General features: G+C 59.0%; 17 protein-coding genes. 6 read left to right on the top strand and 11 right to left on the bottom strand.

The annotated features are described in order from the left end of the window. Nucleotides 1-209: 209 nt before the first annotated feature. From GH784_RS07340 to tesB, 3 genes are all read right to left on the bottom strand, one after another. Nucleotides 210-1,559: an ammonium transporter gene (locus tag GH784_RS07340; RefSeq protein WP_065705119.1), complete on the bottom strand. Its 1,350-nt coding sequence runs from the start codon at nt 1,557-1,559 to the stop codon at nt 210-212. A gap of 28 nt (nt 1,560-1,587) precedes the next feature. Next, nucleotides 1,588-1,938: a P-II family nitrogen regulator gene (locus tag GH784_RS07335; RefSeq protein WP_019565993.1), complete on the bottom strand. Its 351-nt coding sequence runs from the start codon at nt 1,936-1,938 to the stop codon at nt 1,588-1,590. Between the two features lie 211 nt (nt 1,939-2,149). Beyond that, the gene (gene tesB / locus GH784_RS07330) at nt 2,150-3,034 is read right to left on the bottom strand and encodes an acyl-CoA thioesterase II (protein WP_026330899.1); all 885 of its coding nucleotides are present in this window, start codon (nt 3,032-3,034) and stop codon (nt 2,150-2,152) included. Here tesB and GH784_RS07325 point away from each other — a divergent pair. From GH784_RS07325 to fdxA, 4 genes are all read left to right on the top strand, one after another. Then, nucleotides 2,983-4,335 (top strand): ubiquinone biosynthesis hydroxylase, encoded by a 1,353-nt coding sequence (locus GH784_RS07325; RefSeq protein ID WP_410170277.1) that lies wholly within the window; start codon nt 2,983-2,985, stop codon nt 4,333-4,335. The two genes, tesB and GH784_RS07325, sit on opposite strands and share 52 nt — an antisense overlap. Before the next feature lie 461 nt (nt 4,336-4,796). Beyond that, complete coding sequence (locus GH784_RS07320) at nt 4,797-7,862, top strand: helicase-related protein (RefSeq protein ID WP_153793312.1); 3,066 nt, start codon at nt 4,797-4,799, stop codon at nt 7,860-7,862. A 3-nt stretch (nt 7,863-7,865) separates the two neighbouring features. Then, nucleotides 7,866-8,282: an RNA-binding S4 domain-containing protein gene (locus GH784_RS07315; RefSeq protein ID WP_003516506.1), complete on the top strand. Its 417-nt coding sequence runs from the start codon at nt 7,866-7,868 to the stop codon at nt 8,280-8,282. A 158-nt stretch (nt 8,283-8,440) separates the two neighbouring features. Beyond that, entirely contained in the window at nt 8,441-8,779 is a 339-nt protein-coding gene (fdxA, locus tag GH784_RS07310; protein ID WP_003516508.1) for a ferredoxin FdxA, read from the top strand. A gap of 86 nt (nt 8,780-8,865) precedes the next feature. Here the strand turns inward: fdxA and holA are convergent, their stop codons facing one another. The 3 genes from holA to leuS are packed head-to-tail and all read right to left on the bottom strand — an operon-like array spanning nt 8,866 to nt 13,083. After that, complete coding sequence (holA, locus tag GH784_RS07305) at nt 8,866-9,903, bottom strand: DNA polymerase III subunit delta (protein WP_003516510.1); 1,038 nt, start codon at nt 9,901-9,903, stop codon at nt 8,866-8,868. Between the two features lie 11 nt (nt 9,904-9,914). Next, nucleotides 9,915-10,406 (bottom strand): LPS assembly lipoprotein LptE, encoded by a 492-nt coding sequence (gene lptE, locus GH784_RS07300; RefSeq protein WP_003516512.1) that lies wholly within the window; start codon nt 10,404-10,406, stop codon nt 9,915-9,917. A gap of 46 nt (nt 10,407-10,452) precedes the next feature. Next, complete coding sequence (gene leuS, locus GH784_RS07295) at nt 10,453-13,083, bottom strand: leucine--tRNA ligase (RefSeq protein WP_065705124.1); 2,631 nt, start codon at nt 13,081-13,083, stop codon at nt 10,453-10,455. Between the two features lie 193 nt (nt 13,084-13,276). On the opposite strand from leuS, the gene GH784_RS07290 reads away from it, so the two are divergent. Beyond that, a complete protein-coding gene (locus GH784_RS07290) occupies nt 13,277-13,936 on the top strand; it encodes a YggS family pyridoxal phosphate-dependent enzyme (RefSeq protein ID WP_003516516.1) in 660 nt (219 codons plus the stop codon). 107 nt (nt 13,937-14,043) lie between these two features. Here the strand turns inward: GH784_RS07290 and GH784_RS07285 are convergent, their stop codons facing one another. After that, nucleotides 14,044-14,748, bottom strand: a complete 705-nt coding sequence (locus GH784_RS07285) for a DUF1013 domain-containing protein (protein ID WP_003516519.1) — start codon at nt 14,746-14,748, stop codon at nt 14,044-14,046. A 232-nt stretch (nt 14,749-14,980) separates the two neighbouring features. Here GH784_RS07285 and acs point away from each other — a divergent pair, with 232 nt between their 5' ends. Continuing rightward, nucleotides 14,981-16,936, top strand: a complete 1,956-nt coding sequence (gene acs, locus GH784_RS07280) for an acetate--CoA ligase (protein WP_003516521.1) — start codon at nt 14,981-14,983, stop codon at nt 16,934-16,936. Nucleotides 16,937-17,041: 105 nt separating this feature from the next. On the opposite strand, the gene GH784_RS07275 is transcribed toward acs, so the two are convergent. The 4 genes from GH784_RS07275 to GH784_RS07260 all read right to left on the bottom strand — a co-directional run bounded on the left by GH784_RS07275 (nt 17,042) and on the right by GH784_RS07260 (nt 21,175). Then, nucleotides 17,042-18,049: a TRAP transporter substrate-binding protein gene (locus GH784_RS07275; RefSeq protein WP_003516523.1), complete on the bottom strand. Its 1,008-nt coding sequence runs from the start codon at nt 18,047-18,049 to the stop codon at nt 17,042-17,044. A gap of 36 nt (nt 18,050-18,085) precedes the next feature. Then, nucleotides 18,086-19,363, bottom strand: coding sequence for a TRAP transporter large permease (locus tag GH784_RS07270; RefSeq protein WP_003516526.1), 1,278 nt, complete (start codon nt 19,361-19,363; stop codon nt 18,086-18,088). A 4-nt stretch (nt 19,364-19,367) separates the two neighbouring features. Then, nucleotides 19,368-19,898, bottom strand: coding sequence for a TRAP transporter small permease (locus tag GH784_RS07265; protein WP_003516529.1), 531 nt, complete (start codon nt 19,896-19,898; stop codon nt 19,368-19,370). A 116-nt stretch (nt 19,899-20,014) separates the two neighbouring features. Continuing rightward, a complete protein-coding gene (locus tag GH784_RS07260; protein WP_065705126.1) occupies nt 20,015-21,175 on the bottom strand; it encodes a fumarylacetoacetate hydrolase family protein in 1,161 nt (386 codons plus the stop codon). Nucleotides 21,176-21,367 lie beyond the last annotated feature (192 nt).

The raw sequence follows: 21,367 nt of genomic DNA, 5'->3' as shown, positions 1-21,367 counted from the left end.
TGTCCCTGAACCCGTAGTTTTTGTGGTTTCGGCAAGATCCGGCAGTTGACCAGATCCCGGATTGACAGGGAAAACTAACAGCTTGCTGGTTAATGTCGTGTTAACCATGCGGTTTTTTAAAAGCCGCTTCCGGATTTGCGGCAAAGAAAAGGCCCGCCGAAGCGGGCCTTCTTTTGGGAGAGGGGATGGAGAACCCCTTTTCCCGGATATCAGGAGTGGTAGGCGGCTTCGCCGTGGGTCGCAAGGTCGAGACCTTCGCGTTCCGCTTCGACCGGAACCCGCAGACCAACGATCACGTCGACGATCTTGTAGAGGATTGCCGAGACGACTGCGCACCATACGATGGTGATGGCGACGGCAACGAACTGCGTCCAGAGCTGCGAGGAGATGGAGAAGTCCGCCTTACCCGTGCCGCCAAGCAGCGGCGACGTGAAGATGCCGGTGCCGAGGGCGCCGATGATGCCGCCGATGCCGTGGACACCGAAGACGTCAGCTGTGTCGTCGTAGCCGAACTTGTTCTTCACAACCGAGACGAAGAAGTAGCAGATCGGCGAGACGATGAGGCCGAGAACGATAGCGCCCATGGGTCCGACGGAACCGGCCGCAGGCGTTACGGCGACGAGGCCGGCGATCATGCCCGAAGCTGCGCCCAGCATGGAAGCCTTGCCGCGGGTGAAGCTTTCAACCAGCGACCAGGAAACGATGGCTGCTGCAGTGGCGAGGAAGGTGTTCATGGTTGCAAGAACCGCACCGCCAGATGCTTCGAGGTTGGAGCCGGCGTTGAAGCCGAACCAGCCGAACCACAGCATGGCTGCGCCAACCAGCGTCAGCGTCATGGAGTGCGGGGCCATCATGTCCTTGCCGAAGCCAGTACGCTTGCCGACCATGATCGCGCCGATCAGACCGGCGATACCGGCATTGATGTGGACGACCGTGCCGCCGGCGAAGTCGAGAGCGCCCATGCCGAAGATCAGGCCATTCGCGTCCCAGACCATGTGAGCGATCGGGAAGTAGACGAAGGTGGCCCACAGGATGGTGAACAGGATGACTGCCGAGAACTTCACGCGTTCCGCAAATGCACCGATGATCAGCGCAGGCGTGATGGCCGCAAAGGTCATCTGGAAGGCGATGAAGGTGTATTCGTAGATCACGACGCCCTGGGAGAAGGTTGCCGAGGTGCTGTCAAGCGAAACGCCGGACAGGAACAGCTTGCCGAAACCGCCGAAATACGAGCCGGTGCCGCCGCCGAAGGCGAAGGAGTAACCGTAGATTACCCAGACGAGCATCATGACCGCGCCGATGACCGTGCACTGCATGAGAACGGAGAGCATGTTCTTGGTGCGCACGAGGCCGCCATAAAACAGGGCGAGACCCGGAATGATCATGAAAAGCACGAGGATCGTCGCGACATACATGAATGCGGTATCGGCTTTTTCCGGAACGGGGGCCGCCGCTGCTGCTGCCGGCGCGGCATCCTGCGCAAAGGCGATTGCCGGGGCCATCAGGGCCGCCACACCGGCACCCAGTTTGCCGAGCGTTGAAAACTTGTTGAGTTGCATAGCTAGAAAACTCCCTGTCAGCCGTGCTTCAAAGCGCTTCTGTGTTGGTTTCGCCGGTACGGATGCGCACGGCCTGTTCGATAGAGTAAACGAAGATCTTGCCGTCACCGATCTGCCCGGTTTTTGCAGCCGACGCGATTGCCTCGACAGCCTTGTCGACGACGTCTGATGCAACCGCGATCTCGATCTTCAGTTTGGGAAGAAAGCTCACCGCATATTCCGTGCCGCGATAAATCTCGGTATGTCCCTTCTGGCGTCCGTAACCCTTTACCTCGGTCACGGTCAGGCCTTGGATGCCGACGCCGGTGAGCGCTTCGCGCACTTCATCCAGCTTGAACGGCTTGATAATGGCCATCACAATTTTCATCTGGTTTCCCATCCTTTGTTTGTCCTCGGCACGGAGCCGACTCTCCTCGCGCTGGCAGATCAGTAACAGCGACTACGGACATACATTCAAAGGGCGTGCCAGTTTTGATGCGGCATCTAAGTTATTGAAATATAAAAATTATATGACGGGCGTCTGAAAAACGGGCATTGGGTGGCGCAATTTTCGTCTATTAAATGTGCGATTTTTCAAAAAAGCGCATTATTTAAGCATTTGCCCTTTTGCGGATCAAACCTTCCTGTGCGACGGAGGCGATCAGTTCACCCTGTCTGGTGAAAATATTGCCACGGGTCAGACCGCGTGCTCCCGAGGCGCTGGGGCTGTCCTGCGTGTAGAGCAGCCAGTCGTCCAGCCGGCAGGGACGGTGGAACCACATGGCGTGATCGAGGCTCGCCACCTGAATGGCCGGATCGAAGATCGTCGTTCCGTGGGCATAGAGCGACGTGTCGAGCAACGTCATATCCGAGAGATAAGCGAGAATGGCCGACTGGAAACGTGGATCGTCCGGCACATCGCCGACAGCGCGAACCCAGATATCCTGCTGCGGTTCCAGCTTTTCTTTCGAAATATAATGTGTCAGCGAAACCGGCCGGATCTCTATCGGGCGCTTGTTGCTCCAGTATTTTCGGATCGAAGCGGGTGCGTTGGCGAGGAAGGCCGCCTGCATCTCATCTTCACTCATCAGCCTTTCGGGCGGCGTCACATCCGGCATTTTTATCTGATGATCGAATCCGTCCTCGACGATCTGGAATGACGCCGACATGGAGAAGATTGCCTTGCCATGCTGGATGGCGACCACGCGCCGGGTGCAGAAGCTAGCACCGTCGCGAATGCGCTCCACCTGGTAGAGGATGGGCACCAGCGGGTCGCCGGGGCGCATGAAATAGGAATGCAGTGAATGAACGAAACGGTCGTCATCCACGGTTCGTTGAGCTGCGATCAATGCCTGCGCGATGACCTGGCCGCCGAAAACGCGCTGCCAGCCGATTTGTGGGCTTTCACCCCGAAACAGGTTTTCTTCCAGCTTCTCGAGATCGAGTGTGGATATCAGATTGGCCATCGGATCTGACGTTTGCGAGGGATGCGACATTTTTTCGGCCTGCTCCGGCTGTAGGAAGACGTCACATGGTCTATAGTGCGCCGATGATGCGTGCACAAGATTTGAGGAGAAGCGCGATGGTGGACGTGGTGGTGGCAGGCGGCGGTTATGTCGGCCTTTCCGTTGCTGTCGCAATTAAGCAGGCAGCCGGACATCTTAATGTGCAGGTGGTTGAAGCCGCTCCCGAGGATGTCTGGAAGAAGGACGTCCGCGCCTCCGCCATTATCGCGGCGGCCACGCGTATGCTCGACGTTTTCGGCATATGGAACGAGATCGAGCCGGAGGCCCAGCCGATCCACAAGATGATCGTCACCGATTCGAAGACCGCCGATCCGGTTCGCCCGGTGTTTTTGACATTCGACGGCGCGGTGGAGGAGGGCAGGCCCTTCGCTCATATGGTCCCGAATGTCGCGATGGTGGGTGCGCTGCGAGGCCTGTGTGAGCGCCTCGGCGTCGAAATCCGCCATGGTCTCAGTGTTTCCGGTTTTTCCGCCGGCCCGCAATCGACGGCTATTTCACTTTCCGACGGCTCGTCGCTTGAGGCGCGACTGCTCATAGCCTGCGATGGGGTCCGCTCGGCTTTGCGGGATATGGCAGGAATAAAAACCGTACACTGGAATTACGATCAGTCCGGGATCGTCACCACCGTTGAACACGAGCGGCCGCATGAGGGCTGCGCGGAGGAACATTTTCTGCCGTCGGGGCCTTTCGCCGTGCTTCCCTTGAAAGGGAACCGCTCCTCGCTTGTCTGGACCGAACGTACGGCCGATGCCGACAGGCTGGTTGCTGCCGACGATCTGGTGTTCGAGGAGGAACTTGAACGCCGGTTCGGCCACAAGCTCGGTCCGGTCCGTCCCGTCGGTCCCCGTCGCGCCTTTCCGCTGGGCTTGACGCTGGCGCGTTCCTTCGTCGCGCCACGTTTTGCACTTGCCGGCGATGCGGCGCATGGAATTCACCCGATTTCCGGTCAGGGCCTCAATCTCGGCTTCAAGGATGTTGCGGCACTGGCCGAAACCGTGGTCGAGGCCGACCGCCTCGGCCTTGATATCGGCTCTCTCAACGTTCTCGACCGTTACCAGTCCTGGCGGCGTTTCGACACGTTGCGGATGGGTGTGACGACGGATGTGCTGAACCGGCTTTTCTCCAATGATGTCGGTCCCATTCGCGTCATGCGTGATTTCGGTCTGGGTGTGGTCGATCGTTTGCCGGGTCTCAAATCCTATTTCATCGGTCAGGCTGCCGGTACGACAGATGCGGGCGCGCCGCGCCTGCTTGCCGGCGAGGCGCTCTGATACTGCCGTTCCTGCCTGTGCCGGAGCGGCTTTTCAGCGATTGCCGCTTGACAGTCGATTCCGGTATTTTCCGCCGGAAGCCGGTGCCGCAAAGCTGAATCCGGACAAGGACTTATCCGGATTCACAATCTGGTATAGGGCAGGCATCTGCCAACCAGATGTTGCGGAGAACAAAAGCTGAATCCATTGGAGTCAGCGATTCGTATTCGATTCGTTCGCAGACTGTTCCGTATCCGAATCAATTCCGGTTTCGCCGGATTCTTTTTAATATTTCAAGTATCTGAATCAAAAAGGAAAATTCCGGCGAGGAAGGACCTGTTACCACTTTGCGGACAAGGCCTATTGCCTTTGTCGGCGGGCATTGCCATGTGTGTTGCGTGTGCGGCCCGTATCAGTGAATGGCGGGCGGTACAGCAAGCAGATGAAGTCGATTCACGGATAGTACGTTGAATTTTCGCCCCATGATCCTGAGCGGCCGCGGTGTCACGGCCGTTCTCGGCCCCACCAATACCGGCAAGACCCATTACGCCATCGAGCGCATGGTGGCACATGGCAACGGTGTCATCGGCTTTCCGCTGCGCCTTCTGGCGCGTGAGGTCTATACCCGTCTTGTCGAAAAGGTGGGCGCGCCGAATGTGGCGCTGATAACCGGCGAAGAAAAGATCGCCCCTCCTAAAGCCAAATATTCCGTCTGCACGGTGGAAGCCATGCCGCGCGAGACGACGGCCGCATTCGTCGCCATCGATGAAGTGCAGCTGGCGGGTGATCTGGAGCGCGGGCATATCTTTACCGACCGCGTGCTGCATCTGCGCGGGCGGGAGGAAACGCTGCTTCTGGGTGCGGGCACGATGCGCCCGATCCTCGAAAAGCTGCTGCCGGGAATTACCGTGGTCGAACGTCCGCGCCTGTCGCAGCTTTTTTATGCGGGCCAGAAGAAGATAACCCGCCTGCCGCAACGCACGGCAATCGTCGCCTTTTCGGCTGAAGAGGTCTATGCCATTGCCGAGCTGGTACGCCGCCAGCGTGGTGGCGCAGCCGTTGTGATGGGCGCGCTTTCGCCGCGTACGCGCAACGCCCAGGTGGGGCTCTACCAGTCCGGCGACGTAGAATATCTCGTGGCGACTGATGCCATCGGCATGGGCCTCAACCTTGATGTCGATCATGTCGCCTTTGCGCAGGACCGCAAGTTCGACGGCTATCAGTTCCGCAATCTCAATCCGGGCGAGATCGGCCAGATCGCCGGCCGCGCCGGCCGCCATCTTCGCGATGGCACCTTTGGCGTGACGGGGCGCGTCGATCCATTTGACGACGAGTTGGTGGAGCGTATCGAAACCCATCAGTTCGACTCGGTGAAGGTGCTGCAATGGCGGACGAAAAATTTCGATTTTTCCTCCATCACCAATCTGCGTCTGAGCCTCGAAGCTGCCCCGGCGATCCAGGGACTGTCACGGGCCTTGCCGGCGATCGACCAGCAGGCGCTCGAATATCTGTCGCGCTACCCTGAAATCATCGACGTGGCGACGACGGAGGCGCGGGTGGAAAAACTCTGGGAGGCCTGCGCGCTTCCGGATTATCGCCGCATTGCGCCCGCTCAACATGCTGATCTGATCTCAACGCTCTATTTCGATCTGGTAAAACGTGGCACGGTGAACGAAGATTTCATGGGCGAACAGGTGCGCCGCGCCGATCGTACCGATGGAGAGATCGATACCTTGTCTGCAAGGATTGCGCAGATCAGAACATGGACTTATGTATCGAACCGCCCAGGATGGCTTGCCGATCCGACACACTGGCAAGAAAAGACGCGGGAAATCGAAGATCGATTGTCCGATGCTCTACATGAAAGGTTGACGAAACGCTTTGTTGATCGCAGGACATCTGTGCTCATGAGGCGCCTGAGAGAGAATGCGATGCTTGAAGCTGAAATCAGTGTAAATGGTGATGTCTTCGTAGAAGGACATCACGTCGGCCAGTTGGCCGGGTTCCGGTTCACGCCGGTGCCGGGAATGGAAGGGCCGGATCAGAAGGCCGTGCAGGCTGCTGCGCAGAAGGCGCTCGCGCTCGAATACGAGGCGCGTGCCGCGCGTCTGCACGCCAGCGGAAACGGTGATCTCGCTTTGAGCTCCGATGGTCTGGTTCGCTGGTTGGGCGAACCGGTGGCCCGCCTTTCGGCAGGCGACAATATCATGAAGCCGCGCGTGATCCTCTTTGCCGACGAGCAGTTGAGCGGCAATGCCCGCGATCATGCGCTGGCGCGCGTCGAACGTTTCGTCAATCATCAGATTGCGACCGTGCTGAAGCCGCTGGACGATATTTCGCGCGCCGAAGACCTTCAGGGTCTGGCGAAGGGGCTGGCGTTCCAGCTGGTCGAAAATCTCGGTGTCCTGTTCCGCCGCGACGTCACCGAAGACGTGAAGTCGCTGGATCAGGATGCGCGTGCCTCCATGCGCCGCTACGGCGTGCGTTTCGGCGCCTATCACGTCTTCCTGCCCGCGCTTCTCAAGCCCGCTCCGGCGGAGCTTGTCACGCTGCTCTGGGCGCTGAAGAACGATGGTCTCGGCAAGCCGGGTTACGGCGATCTCATTCCGGTGCTGGCCGCCGGTCGCACCTCTGTCGTGACGGACCCGACCTTCGAGCGGATGTTCTACAAGCTCGCCGGTTTCCGTTTCCTCGGAAAGCGCGCCGTGCGTATCGACATTCTCGAGCGTCTGGCCGATCTCATCCGTCCGCTGTTGCAGTGGAAGCCCGGTCAGCAGCCGCGTCCGGAAGGCGCTTATGACGGCCGCCGTTTCACGACGACGACCGCAATGCTTTCCATTCTCGGCGCAACGCTCGACGACATGGAAGAAATCCTCAAGGGTCTCGGTTATCGTGCCGATCAGGTAACGGCGGAAGAGGCGCAGGCCTTCCTCGCCAACCAGACCGGTGCTGCCGCTCCGGCCGCTTCTGAAGCGGTGACGGAAGACGAGAGCGCAGAGACCGAACACGAGGAACCGGCTTCGGAAGAGCAGGTTCCCGAGACGACCACTGTCGAAGCTGCTGAAGAAGCGCCGGTTGCGGAAGCTGTGGGCCAAGAGGCTGCTGTTAGCGAGGCTGCGCCGACGGAAAGCGCCGAGGCTGCCGAGCCGAAGCCTGTTCTTCTGTGGCGTCCGGGTGGTCGCAACGAAAACCAGCGTGGTGAAAACCGTCGTCCCGGCAACCGCGGTCAAGGCCGTGGCGAGGGTCGCGATCAGGCGCCACGCGAACAGGGTGAACGTCGTGGCGAAGGCCGTCGCGATAATCGTGACGGAGCAAATCGCGAGGCTGCCAATCGTGGCGGTGACGGCGAGCGCAAGCGTGATGGCGGACGTCCCGACCGTGGCAACAACCGCAATAATGATCGTCAGGATCGCGGGGAGCGCAAGGACAGGCCGGACCGCAACGACCGTGGCGGGAAACCGCAGGGTCAGCAGCGTAAGGAAAAGCCGATCGATCCGGATTCGCCCTTCGCCAAGCTTGCTGCTCTCAAGGAGCAGCTGAAGAAGTAAGCTATGGGGAGCAACGAACAGCCACTCGAAAGCACGCGTCAGCGTCTGGACAAGTGGCTGTTCTTTGCCCGCATGGCCAAATCCCGTTCACTTGCCCAGAGCTACATTCAGTCGGGCAAGGTCAAGGTCAACGGTGTCTCCATTCGCCAGCCCAGCCATCTGGTAAAGGCTGGTGACAGGCTCGATATCGGTTTCGAGCGCATGGACAAGGTGCTTGTCGTCAAATCCGGGGGCGAGCGGCGCGGGCCCTATGAAGAGGCCAAACTTCTCTACGACGATCTGACGCCGCCGCGCGAGCCTTCCGACAGGCTGAGCCCGCTGGAGCAGGCGATACGTCAGCCGGGAAGCGGTCGCCCCACCAAAAAAGAGCGCAGGGCGCTCGACAGGTTCCTGTCGGACAGCGACGGAAACAAAGAATAGAATAAACCTTCAAGTCTTAGCGGTTTTTCAGAATTGTTTATCCTTGCTATCTGAAGGCAAAGGCATTACCTCACTTGCAAAATTGCCCTGTCTGAATTCCGGGCGACGGCTTGTGTTCCGAAGCCCACAGACCCGGCCTGCATATTCTGGAGTTCATCATGACATATGTCGTGACCGACAATTGCATCCGCTGCAAATACACCGATTGCGTTGAAGTCTGCCCTGTCGACTGCTTTTACGAGGGTGAAAATTTCCTCGCTATCAATCCTGACGAATGCATCGATTGTGGTGTGTGCGAACCGGAATGTCCTGCCGAAGCGATCAAGCCCGACACTGAGCCGGGTCTCGACAAGTGGCTGAAGCTGAATACGGAATATGCGGCGATCTGGCCGAATATCACCATCAAGCGCGACCCCTTGCCGGAAGCCAAGGAAATGGATGGCGTGACAGGCAAGCTCGAGCTTTATTTCTCTGCCGAGCCGGGTAAGGGCGACTGAGTTCTCAACGACTGGTGTCCTTGGTATCATGATTTTAAAAGCCCTCGCAGCGTCAGCGTGAGGGCTTTTTGCCGACCTTCAGCGAGTTATCCGCCGCGGCCTGATTGCAATGTGGTCGATAGCAGGGTCAAAAGCGCCACGCTGTCTTCCAGGCTTTGGCGCTGGCGGCTTTGCAATATGGCCGCTTGCAGGCGGTTCATCTCACGGGCGATCGCCGCTGGCTGCCAGGTTCGCAACGCTCTCTCGATCACCGGTTTCCTGCGAAAATGGATGTGGCGTCCAAGCGTTTGCATGACCTGCCCGGCCTGCTGCTTTTTCTCATCCATTTCGGCACGCATCTGATCCAGCAACTGAAATTGCTTGAGGCATCCCTGAAGCACGAGAAAGATCGGCGTCTTCGACGAGACGATCTTCTGGGTGGCGTGGAAAAAGGCGTTTCTGTCGCCCTTCAGGATGGCATCGACGGCGTCGTCAGCCGAAACCGTGCTGGCATCGCCGATGATTGCCAGCACATCATCTTCCTCGATCACCTCTGCGCCACGGCAATAGAGCGCAAGCTTGCGGATCTCGTTGCGCGAGGCAATCCGGTCGCCGCCCAACTGCTCGATCAGCCTCTGCCGTGCGGCCGGGGCAATGCGCAGATTGTCGGCAGACAGTTCCTGATCGATCAACGCATTCAACGAACGGGCGTCATCCGCATAACACGGGATTGCTGCGATAGAGCGAGCGGGTTCTGCGATCTTGCGCAGGCCCGTGCCTTTTTTGATGTCGCCGGCCTCGATGATGAGAAAGCTGGCTTCGGGCGGCGTCTCAGCCAGAATCTGGAGAGCATCCACCAGCGCCTTTTCAGCCGAGGCACTTTTGATCCAGACGAGTTTTTCGCCACCGAAAAGGCCGATGGCGTTCACCTCGTCGAGAAGGCGGCCGGGATCGCCCTGCAGGTCGGATGCGCTCAGCTTCAACGATGCAAAGGCGTCATCCGGGTCAATGCCGGTCTTTTTGGCGATGAGGTTGGCCCGCTCCGACACGAGGCCGCGATCCGGGCCGTAGAGCACGAAAACGCGAAAGCGCTCCGCCGGATTTTCGGCGAAGCGCTCAAATTCATGCGATTTTATCTCTGCCATGGCCGCCGCTCTCAGCGGCCAAGGGTGGCAGCGATATCGGTACGGATGATTTCAGCCAGTTCCCGGGCCGCACGGTTTTCTGCGTCGCGGATCGCCCTGATCTTGGCGAATTCCTGCTGTGGCAGATCCACCTGCGCCGTTACGCTACGCCGCGCGGAGCGCAGGATCTGGCCGTCGGAAATACGCGTCAGGACGTAATTACCGTTCATCACAACACGGCCTGGGTAAGGGCCGTTATAATTGCTGTTGGTACGGGTCGTCAGATCGTAGTTCTCGACTTCCGTGGACGTGGCGCTCGAGCTTACGGATAACTTGACGTTGTACTGAGCCGTAGCCGGTTCACCCGCACCGCCGGACACCAGGAAGATCAGCTGATTGCGCACTTCCTGCGTTATGCGGTCGCCGGCATTAGAGATGCTGACAGCCGCCAGTCTCTCCTTGGTTCCGGAAGCCTCGCCGTAAAGCGGGCGAACCTGGCAGCCTGCCAGAAGACCGGCCATCATCACGACGGAAACTGCTGCCGCAACTCGGCTCCATCTCGAAAAAACGTCAGACAACAATGTTCACAATCCTCTGCGGAACCACGATGACTTTTTTGGGCTCGCCACCGGCAAGAATGGATTTGACGGCATCCAGCGCAAGGGCAGCCGCTCGGACCGCATCTTGATCCGCATCGCGCGCGATTGTCAATTCGCCGCGCTTCTTGCCGTTGACCTGAACGGGCATGACCACATCGTTTTCCTCGACCAGCGAGGGTACAAAAGTTGGCCACGGCGTCTGGGCGACGAGACCCTCGTTGCCCAGCGCCGACCAGCATTCTTCGGCCAGATGCGGCGTCATGGGGGCAATGATGCGAATGAGGATTTCGACGGCATCACGCGCCGCCGCCTTGACGTCATCAGGCTTGCCACCAGCCGCGACATCCGCCAGCGGAGCTGCGAGCGCGTTGACCAGTTCGTAGATGCGGGCGATCGCCTTGTTGAAGGCAAGCTTGTCCAGATCCTCCTGAACGGCCTTCAGCGTCTTATGGGCCGCCTTGGATACTGCCAGGCCCTCGCCCTCGCTCGCGTGCTTCGGCGTGACGCTCTTCAGTTCGGTCGCGACTTCGCCGATGATGCGCCAGACGCGCTGTACGAAGCGGTTTGAGCCTTCCACACCGGCTTCGGACCAGATGACGTCGCGGTCGGGCGGGGAATCCGACAGGACGAAGAAGCGAGCGGTATCCGCACCGTAGGATGCGATGATGTCATCCGGGTCGACCACGTTCTTCTTCGACTTCGACATCTTCTCGATCGAGCCGATTTTCACTTCCGCGCCGGAGGACAAGAGGAATGCCCGGCGGGCGCCGTCAGTCTCTTCGATGCGCAGGTCGGCGGGCGCTACCCATTCACGGGTCAGGCCTTCACCGTGGCTGTAGGTCTCGTGCACAACCATGCCCTGCGTGAAGAGGCCCTTGAAGGGCTCCTTGACGCCGACATGGCCGGTCTCGCGCATGGCGCGGGTGAAGAAGCGCGAATAGAGCAAGTGCAGAATAGCATGCTCGATGCCGCCGATATACTGGTCCACCGGCAGCCAGTGGTTTGCGGCCTTCGGATCCGTCGGCTCATCTTCCCAAGGCGCGGTGAAGCGCGTGTAGTACCAGCTGGAATCGACGAATGTGTCCATCGTGTCGGTTTCACGGCGTGCGTCATGGCCGCATTGCGGGCAGGCAACGTGACGCCATGTGGGGTGGCGATCCAGTGGGTTGCCGGGCACGTCGAAGGTCACGTCGTCGGGCAGCTTGACCGGCAGGTCCTTCTTCGGAACCGGAACTACGCCGCAGACTTCGCAATGGATGACGGGTATCGGGCAACCCCAGTAACGCTGGCGGGAAATGCCCCAGTCGCGCAGGCGGAAATTGACCTTGCGCTCGGCCTGCGGCGTGTTGCCCAGCGTCTGGGCAGAGAGCTTCTGCACGACCGCCTCAAAGGCGTCAGTCGTGTTCATGCCGTTCAGGAAGCCGGAGTTGATCATCACGCCATCATCGGTGAAGGCGACGTCTTGAATGGTGAAGCTGGCAGCGTCGGGGCCTTCCGGTGCAACGACGGCCACCACCGGCAAATCGTATTTACGGGCGAAATCCAGATCGCGCTGGTCACCCGAAGGGCAGCCGAATATCGCGCCGGTGCCGTAGTCCATCAGCACGAAGTTGGCGACATAGACCGGCAGTTCCCACGTCGGGTCCAGCGGATGCACGACCTTGACGCCGGTATCGATACCCTTCTTTTCCGCTGTTTCCAGCGCTGCGAGAGACGTGCCATGGCGGCGGCACTCGTCGCAGAACTCGGCAATATCAGGGTTCTTCTCCGACAGCTCTCTTGCCAGCGGATGGTCGGCGGCGATTGCCAGGAAGGATGCGCCGAACAGAGTGTCGGGACGCGTGGTATAAACAGTGATGTCGGCAAAGCCTTCCGGCACTGTGCCAGCAACGGTCTGCCAGCGCAGCGAAAGGCCTTCGGAGCGGCCGATCCAGTTCTTCTGCATCAGGCGTACTTTTTCCGGCCACTGATCCAGCGTGTCCAGCTCGTCCAGCAGATCCTGGCTGAAATCGGTGATTCGGAAGAACCACTGCGTCAATTCGCGCTGTTCGACCAGCGCGCCGGAACGCCAGCCGCGGCCGTCGATGACCTGCTCATTGGCCAGAACGGTATGGTCGACCGGATCCCAGTTGACCTTGGACTGCTTGCGGTAGACCAGACCCTTTTCCATGAAATCGACGAACAGCGCCTGCTGGCGGTGGTAATATTCCACATCGCAGGTCGCAAATTCGCGGGTCCAGTCCAGCGACAGGCCCATGGATTTCAGCTGGCCACGCATGGTGGCGATGTTCTGATAGGTCCAGTCCTTCGGGTGAACCTTGTTCTGCATAGCCGCGTTTTCGGCAGGCATGCCGAAGGCGTCCCAGCCCATGGGGTGCAGAACGTTGAAGCCGCGCGCGCGCTTGTAGCGCGCAACGACATCGCCCATCGCGTAGTTGCGGACGTGGCCCATGTGAATGCGTCCCGACGGGTAGGGAAACATCTCTAGAACGTAATACTTCTCGCGCGGATCGCTGTTGTCGGTCACGAAAACCTTGTCTTCGTTCCATTTCTGCTGCCAGCGCGGCTCGGCGTCGCGAGGATTGTAACGTTCGATGGCCATTGTTTAGAATTCCGGGTATCGAGGGGAAAAATTTGCGCTGACCTTCACCATGAAACGACCGGGGCGTCAAGTTTGGCGGGGCCTCCGGGCGTTCAATCTTGGCCAGCGTGCCTCAAATGGTGCTAAACCCGCTTGGCATCAAGGCAATCGGCGTCTAGTTAGCGTTCAGAATGTTTCAAATAGAGGTCCTGTGATGGAAATCGAAGCACGTCTTGAGGATGTCAGGCAACGCATAGCGGAGACAGCGGAAAAGTCCGGCCGCAAGGCGACGGATGTTTCTCTCGTCGCCGTCTCGAAGACGTTCGATGCGCAAGAGATCCAGCCGGTGATCGACAGCGGCCAGCGCGTGTTCGGCGAGAACCGCGTACAGGAAGCGCAGGGCAAGTGGCCTGCGCTTAAAGAAAAGACATCGGGTATAGAGCTGCACCTGATCGGGCCGCTGCAATCCAACAAGGCGGCGGATGCAGTTGCGCTGTTCGACGTCGTACAGAGCGTTGATCGGGAAAAGATCGCCCGTGCGCTTTCTGAGGAATGCGTCAAACAGGGCCGCAGCCTTCGTTTTTATGTGCAGGTCAATACCGGGCTGGAGCCACAGAAGGCTGGCATCGATCCACGCGAGACCGTCGCCTTCGTGGCTTTTTGCCGGGACGAGCTGAAATTGTCGGTAGAGGGCCTGATGTGCATTCCGCCTGCGGATGAAAATCCCGGTCCGCATTTTGCGCTTCTGGCGAAGCTTGCCAGACAATGCGGCCTCGAGAAGCTTTCCATGGGCATGTCGGGGGACTTCGAGACTGCGATAGAATTCGGCGCCACCAGCGTGCGTGTCGGCTCGGCAATCTTCGGTGCCCGCTAGAGCATTTCCGGCAAAGCGCATAGCCGGTTTACTGGAAGTGCCCTGAAGCTCTGAAAACAAAAAACCCGGCACGACGGCCGGGTTTTCATAAACGGAAAGACTTTCGATCAGTAGTGATCGTCCTCGTCTTCGTCCTTCGGAGCCGATTTCAGCGAGCTGAGCTTCTTGAAGACGGCGTCCGCGTCGATCTGCTTTTCTTCTTCGTCGCGCTGGAAGTTGTAATCCAGACCTTCCGTCGCCGTTGCCGGCTGCAGCGTGTTGCCAAGCTCTTCTGCTGTCGGCAGCGGGCGGCCGCGCGATGCGCGTTCAACTTCAAGATCGAGATCGATCTGGCTGCAGAGACCAAGCGTTACCGGGTCCATCGGGGTGAGGTTTGCCGAGTTCCAGTGGGTGCGGTCGCGGATCTGCTCGATGGTGGATTTGGTGGTGCCAACAAGACGCGAAATCTGCGCGTCCTTCAGCTCAGGATGATTGCGGACCAGCCAGAGAATGGCGTTCGGACGATCCTGACGCTTGGAAACCGGCGTGTAGCGCGGGCCACGGCGCTTGGATTCCGGCACACGAACCTTTGGCTCGGAAAGCTTGAGCTTGTGGTTCGGGTTGCCTTCAGCGCGGGCGATCTCGTCGCGGGAAAGCTGTCCGGTCGCGATCGGGTCGAGGCCCTTGATGCCCTGCGCGGCTTCACCGTCGGCGATTGCCTTGACTTCGAGCGGATGCAGTTTGCAGAACGTGGCGATCTGATCGAACGACAGCGCGGTGTTGTCTACCAGCCATACAGCCGTAGCTTTTGGCATGAGCAATTGTTGAGCCATAGATACAGTCCTTCTGTCCGTCCGCGCCGGGGTCGCGGGCGTGGTATCAACCACTGATTTCCGGGATATTGGCGCTCTATAACCGGATTGCATCATAATTGCAATTCTTTGCGAAACAAATGCCTTTGTCTAATTGCCGTGTGCATTTGAACTGCTATGAATTCAACACATGCCTGAGGTGGGAGTCTCAAGGTCGCGCATATCAAGCCATATCTGGTTCCAGGAGGAGTTCATGTCTGCCAAAATCTACCCCGTGCTCAAATCGGCGAAAGCCCGCACGCTCATCGACAATGAGCGTTACCAGAAATGGTATCAGGAGAGCGTCGAGGATCCCGAGAAGTTCTGGGACAAGCACGGCCGGCGGATCGACTGGTTCAAGCCCTATACCAAGGTCAAGAACACGTCCTTCAAGGGAAGAGTGCCGATCAAGTGGTTCGAGGACGGCCTGACGAACGTCTCCTACAACTGCATCGACCGGCACCTGAAGACGCATGGCGAACGCACGGCGATCATCTGGGAAGGTGACAATCCCTATATCGACAAGAAGATCACCTACAATCAGCTCTATGACTATGTCTGCCGCCTGGCGAACGTGCTGAAGAAGCATGGTGTCAAGAAGGGCGACCGGGTCACCATCTATATGCCGATGATACCCGAGGCGGCCTATGCCATGCTCGCCTGCGCCCGCATCGGCGCCATTCATTCGGTCGTGTTCGGCGGCTTCTCGCCGGAAGCGCTGGCCGGCCGCATCGTCGATTGCCAGTCCACCTTCGTCATCACCTGCGATGAAGGCGTGCGTGGCGGCAAGCCGATCCCGCTCAAGGAAAATACCGACAAGGCGATCGATATTGCCGCCAAGCAATATGTCATCGTCAACAAGGTTCTGGTCGTGCGCCGCACCGGCGGCAAGACCGGCTGGGCGCCCGGCCGCGACATCTGGTACCATCAGGAAATCGCCACGGTGAAACCGGATTGCCCGCCGGTGAAGATGAGGGCGGAAGATCCGCTGTTCATCCTCTACACGTCAGGCTCCACCGGCAAGCCGAAGGGCGTGCTGCACACCACGGGCGGCTATCTCGTCTATACGTCGATGACGCATGAATACGTCTTCGACTACAAGGACGGGGAGGTCTTCTGGTGTACCGCCGATGTCGGCTGGGTCACCGGCCATTCCTACATCGTCTACGGGCCGCTGGCGAACTGTGCGACGACGCTGATGTTCGAAGGCGTTCCCAACTTCCCGGATCAGGGACGGTTCTGGGAAGTCATCGACAAGCACAAGGTCAACATCTTCTACACCGCACCGACGGCGCTCCGATCCCTGATGGGGGCGGGCGACCAGTTCGTCACGCGTTCGTCGCGCGAAAGCCTGCGGCTTCTCGGCACGGTGGGCGAGCCGATCAATCCCGAAGCGTGGGAGTGGTATTACCATGTGGTCGGCGAGGACAAGAGCCCCATCGTCGATACCTGGTGGCAGACGGAAACGGGCGGCATTCTCATCTCGCCGCTGCCGGGTGCGACGGACCTGAAGCCGGGTTCGGCGACGAGGCCGTTCTTCGGCGTGCAGCCGCAGCTGGTCGATGCCGAAGGCAACGTGCTGGAGGGGCCGGCCGACGGCAATCTCTGCATCATTGATAGCTGGCCGGGCCAGTCGCGATCTGTTTACGGGGATCACCAGCGCTTCGTCGACACCTACTTCTCGACCTATAAGGGCAAGTACTTCACCGGTGACGGCTGCCGGCGCGATGAGGACGGTTATTACTGGATCACTGGCCGCGTCGATGACGTGCTTAACGTCTCCGGCCACCGCCTCGGCACCGCCGAAGTCGAGTCGGCACTTGTTTCGCATCATCAGGTTTCGGAAGCGGCGGTCGTGGGTTACCCGCATGCCATCAAGGGGCAGGGCATTTATTGTTATGTCACGTTGATGGCAGGCCAGAGCGGCGACTATGCGCTGCGCGAGGAGCTGGTAAAGCACGTCCGCAACGAGATCGGGCCGGTTGCGACGCCAGACAAGATCCAGTTCGCGCCAGGCCTGCCGAAGACCCGTTCGGGTAAGATCATGCGGCGTATTCTGCGCAAGATCGCGGAGGATGATTTCGGCGCGCTTGGGGATACATCGACGCTTGCAGATCCCGCGGTGGTCGAAGATCTCATCGCCAACCGGCAAAACCGCACGGCGTCCTGATTTTCTGGAAGAGGCTGCTTTGGCAGCCTTTTTCTTTTCTGTATTCGCATAAACAAAAACACCCGGAGGCTGACCTCCGGGTGTTTTAATTTTATCCAGACAGGATTACTGGCCGCGGATCTTCTTCAGGTCCGCCAGAACGGCGTCAACGACGTCGGCACCGATTTCAGCCTTGTGCTTTTCGTAGACGACCATCGACTTTTCGCGGATACGTGCCTGCTCTTCCGCAGACAGCGAGTTCACTTCAAGTCCTGCAGCCTTGATCTTTTCCAGCGACTTCTGGTTCAGTTCGCGGATGACCTTGCGCTCTTCGTCACGGCCGACGACTGCGCATTCGCGCAGGGCCGTCTGTTCTTCGGGCGTGTAGCTGTCGAAGATCGGCTTGGAGAAGAGGAAGAGGAACGGCGTGTAGGCGTGGTTCGTCTCGGTGATGTACTTCTGCACCTCGTAGAACTTGGAGGTGTCGATCGTCACATAGGGGTTTTCCTGTGCGTCGATCGCGTTGGTTTCAAGTGCCGAGAACACTTCACCGAAAGCCATCGGCGTTGCATTGGCGCCGAGGTTCTGGAAGGTGTCGAGGAAGATGTTGTTCTGCATCACGCGAACCTTCAGGCCGGAAAAGTCTTCCCACTTGTTCACGGCGTGCTTGGAGTTCGAGAGGTTGCGGAAACCGTTTTCCCAGTAGGCCAGGTTTACGAGGCCCTGTTCTTCCAGCTTCTTGTTCATCATGTCGCCGAAGGCGCCATCCATCACGGCATCGGCTTCCTTGGCGTTGGAAAACAGGAACGGCAGGTCGAAGACGCCGAGCGACGGGATCAGGCCGACGAGCGGTGACGAGGACGTAACAACCGCTTCCTGAACGCCGGAGCGTAGGGCCTGCGTCGCCTGAAGGTCGCCGCCGAGAGCGCCGCCCCAGAATGCCGTCAGCTTCAGCTTGCCGCCCGACTTGTCGTCGAGGCAGGCCTGCATGGCCTTGATGCCGTTGCCGACCGGGTGGTCCTGGTTGATGCCGTTCGAAACGCGGATGTTGCGGCTGTTGAATTCAGCCATTGCCGGGGCTGCGGCGCCCACCGCGAAAGCGATGGCCGTGGTGGTCAGAAGAAGCTTTCTCATAATATCCTCCCTTGGATTTTGGTTGAGAAGTGGCGATTAACGAAGGTACTGCAGCGGAACCATCACGATGTCCGGGAAAATCACGAGCAACGCCAGAACGATGGTTTCTGCAACGAGGAAAGGCCATACACCGATCGTGACCTTGCCGAGCGGGATGCGTCCGACGCCTGAGACGACGTTCAGCACGACACCGACCGGCGGGGTAATCAGGCCGATGGCATTGTTGATGATGAAGAGGACGCCGAAATAGACCGGGTCGATGCCTGCCTGCTTGACGATGGGCATCAGAACGGGCGTCAGGATCAGGATGGTCGGTGTCAGGTCGAGCGCGGTTCCTACGATGAAGACCAGCACCATCATGGCAACCATCAGAAGCATCGGACGATCGATCAGCGGTTCGATATAACCGGCGACTTCGTTTGGAATGTTCGCAGCCGTGATGAGCCATGCGGAGACGAGGGCTGCGCAGACAAGGAACATGATGATCGAAGTGCTCTTGGCAGCGCGCAGAAGAACGTGGAACAGATCCGCCGGCTTCAGTTCGCGGTAGATCACCATGCCGACGAAAAGAGCGTAGCCGGCAGCGACAACGGCGGCTTCCGTCGGCGTCATGATGCCTGCCTTGATGCCGCCCAGAATGATGACCGGCATGCCAAGCGCCCAGCCGGCGCGGACCGTGGCAACCAGACGTTCCTTGCCCGAGGTCTTGGGCAGGGGCTTGATGTTATCCTTTCGGACCACGATCAGCCAGGCGATGATCAGCGAAATGCCCATCAGAATGCCGGGTACGATACCAGCAAGGAAAAGCTGGGTGATCGAAACGTTGGCGGCGACGCCGAAGACGATGAAGGCCATGGAGGGCGGAATGACCGGGGCAATGATGCCGCCTGCAGCGATGAGGCCGCCGGAGCGCGGAATGTTGTAACCGGCTTTCGCCATCATCGGGATGAGGATTGCGGCAAGGGCTGCGGTGTCGGCAGCGGCCGAACCGGAGATGCTGGCCATGATGATGGCCGCGACAATCGCCACGATGCCGAGACCGCCCCTGATATGGCCCACAAGCGCAATCGCAAAGTCGATGATGCGGCGGGAAAGACCACCGGAGTTCATCAGTTCGCCAGCCAGAATGAAGAAGGGGATGGCGAGCAGCGTGAAGGTGTCCGCGCCCGAAATCATGTTCTGGGCGATGATCGCGGTGTTGAACATGCCCATGTACCACATGAGCACGACGCCACAGAACATCAGCGAGAAAGCGACGGGAACGCCAATCGCCATGGCTCCGAGAAGAGAGCCGACAAAAACGAAAAGTGTCATGGTATCAGCGCTCCGAAAGCTGTTCGATCGTGAGGTTCTCGCCGGCGAACTGGGCGATTTCATCCTCTGTCACGCGGCCCGTCACATAACGGTAGAGGCGTTCCAGAGCGATGATGAACATCAGACCGCCGGTGAACATGCCGATGCCGTAGACCCAGATCATCGACAGCTTGGTGACAGGCGCATGCATGCTGGCGTTGATGGCAGACTGCTTCCATGTTCCCCAGAAGAAGATGGCGGAACAGCCCAGAATGATAATGTTCGACAAGACCATGCACACGACACGGGCGCGGCGCGACAGGAACATCACGAGAGTTTCGATGCCCATATGGCTGTTTTCACGGAAGGTCAGTACGGCGCCGATGAAGGTCAGCCATACGAAGAAGTATCGCGACAATTCTTCCGAGATATTGATGCCGGAATTCATGGTGTAACGCATGACAACGTTGACGAAGACCATGATCGACATGCCGGCGAGCAGCAGGACGAGAATGATTTCGAGAATCCGGTAAAAGAGATTGATGGTCTTTTGCATTTTCCCCTCCCGAAGAAATATCTGGAGCATTTTCGACGAAGGATCGCCCTCAATGCTCCACCTATGGGTTTTCGCAATTCTGGGCGCAAAACCGCGATGCAGTTTTGCTGGATTGCCTAGAGCAGCCCGCGTTTCGCTAGGTTGCGCATGAGGGCCGCGGTGCCGAATGTCCATTCCGGGCATTCGTCTGTCGTCGTGACCCAGTTGATCAGCTTGCCGAGCTTGGGCGTGGAGATTTCGACACGGTCGCCCTTGGAGTGGGTGAAGCCGAGACCCGGGCCATGGCGGTCCTTTACCGGCGCGAACATCGTACCAAGGAAAAAGACGGCGCCGTCAGGATACTGATGGTTGCGGTTCAAGAGCTGGGAAGCGAGGTTTTCCGGCGTGCGGCTGATCGCCTGCATTGCGCTTGCACCGGTCATGGTGAAGCCGTCCTCGCCTTCGACCAGAAGCGATATCTGCGCCTTCTTCACGTCTTCGATGGTAAAGCGTCCATCAAACAGGCGGATGAAGGGACCGATTGCGCAGGATGCGTTGTTGTCTTTTGCCTTGCTGAGCAGGAGGGCGGAGCGGCCCTCGAAGTCACGCAGGTTGACGTCGTTGCCGAGCGTCGCGCCAACGATACGGCCGTCGGAGGCAATGGCCAGCACCACTTCCGGCTCCGGGTTGTTCCACTGCGACTTCGGGTGAACGCCGATCAGCGCGCCGCAGCCGACGGAGGCCATGGCCTGCGCCTTGGAGAATATCTCCGCATCCGGACCGATGCCAACTTCCAGATATTGCGACCACAGGCCCATTTCCTGTAGCAGTTTCTTCACTTCCGCTGCTTTTTCCGAACCGGCCTCAAGTCCCTTGAGATTGTCGCCGAGAACCGGCGCCAGCCGTCCGCGTATTTCCTGCGCGCGAAGTGGATCGCCCTTGGCCTGCTCCTCGATCACGCGTTCCAGCATGCTGTCGGCGAAGGTCACGCCTGCAGCCTTGACGGCCTGAATATCGTTGGGGGCGAGAAGTTCACCAGCGGAGCCATCCAGAAAGGCCTCGAGCGCGCCAAGCGCCACGAATGTGCCGGTGTCTGCAAGGAGCTCCAACAGATCCGTCTTTTCCAGAAGTTCCGACATGGTCGGCGAAAGAGAGGTGAGGTCGTAAAGCACGCCGCCTTTGAGCAGAACGGGGCAGGGGCCGCCTTCGCTTTTCGACCATACGCGGCCGACGAGCAGGGCGTTTTCAAAGTCTTCAGGCAAAATAGCGGTAGCGTCGATGGACCTTGAGCCGGTCATATATATCCTCCCCTTCAGCCCTCCGACAGCCGCCTCCTGCGGTCATATTGTCTGGATGTCTGACAACCTAATCTCATTCTTCTTAGTATGACTTTTACAGCGAGTCTAGCGGCACCGCAGACAAAATTATCGTCTTTCGCCTCTGGATTGCCGGAAAGCAGCGAAACCTGTCCTATAGCTTTGCCGTTTAAG

The organism is Agrobacterium tumefaciens, from assembly GCF_009649785.1.
In the GTDB taxonomy this organism is placed as follows: domain Bacteria; phylum Pseudomonadota; class Alphaproteobacteria; order Rhizobiales; family Rhizobiaceae; genus Agrobacterium; species Agrobacterium tumefaciens.
This window is presented reverse-complemented; position numbering and strand designations above follow the sequence as displayed.

Bases quoted from the DNA above. Each gene is read 5' to 3' on its own strand.
- holA (WP_003516510.1), bottom strand. From the start codon at position 9,903: ATGGCAGAGATAAAATCGCATGAATTTGAGCGCTTCGCCGAAAATCCG.
- GH784_RS07260 (WP_065705126.1), bottom strand. From the start codon at position 21,175: ATGACCGGCTCAAGGTCCATCGACGCTACCGCTATTTTGCCTGAAGAC.
- acs (WP_003516521.1), top strand. From the start codon at position 14,981: ATGTCTGCCAAAATCTACCCCGTGCTCAAATCGGCGAAAGCCCGCACG.
- GH784_RS07265 (WP_003516529.1), bottom strand. From the start codon at position 19,898: ATGCAAAAGACCATCAATCTCTTTTACCGGATTCTCGAAATCATTCTC.
- GH784_RS07275 (WP_003516523.1), bottom strand. From the start codon at position 18,049: ATGAGAAAGCTTCTTCTGACCACCACGGCCATCGCTTTCGCGGTGGGC.
- GH784_RS07335 (WP_019565993.1), bottom strand. From the start codon at position 1,938: ATGGGAAACCAGATGAAAATTGTGATGGCCATTATCAAGCCGTTCAAG.
- leuS (WP_065705124.1), bottom strand. From the start codon at position 13,083: ATGGCCATCGAACGTTACAATCCTCGCGACGCCGAGCCGCGCTGGCAG.
- GH784_RS07285 (WP_003516519.1), bottom strand. From the start codon at position 14,748: ATGGCTCAACAATTGCTCATGCCAAAAGCTACGGCTGTATGGCTGGTA.
- tesB (WP_026330899.1), bottom strand. From the start codon at position 3,034: ATGTCGCATCCCTCGCAAACGTCAGATCCGATGGCCAATCTGATATCC.
- GH784_RS07290 (WP_003516516.1), top strand. From the start codon at position 13,277: ATGGAAATCGAAGCACGTCTTGAGGATGTCAGGCAACGCATAGCGGAG.
- GH784_RS07340 (WP_065705119.1), bottom strand. From the start codon at position 1,559: ATGCAACTCAACAAGTTTTCAACGCTCGGCAAACTGGGTGCCGGTGTG.
- fdxA (WP_003516508.1), top strand. From the start codon at position 8,441: ATGACATATGTCGTGACCGACAATTGCATCCGCTGCAAATACACCGAT.
- GH784_RS07270 (WP_003516526.1), bottom strand. From the start codon at position 19,363: ATGACACTTTTCGTTTTTGTCGGCTCTCTTCTCGGAGCCATGGCGATT.
- GH784_RS07315 (WP_003516506.1), top strand. From the start codon at position 7,866: ATGGGGAGCAACGAACAGCCACTCGAAAGCACGCGTCAGCGTCTGGAC.
- lptE (WP_003516512.1), bottom strand. From the start codon at position 10,406: ATGATGGCCGGTCTTCTGGCAGGCTGCCAGGTTCGCCCGCTTTACGGC.
- GH784_RS07320 (WP_153793312.1), top strand. From the start codon at position 4,797: ATGATCCTGAGCGGCCGCGGTGTCACGGCCGTTCTCGGCCCCACCAAT.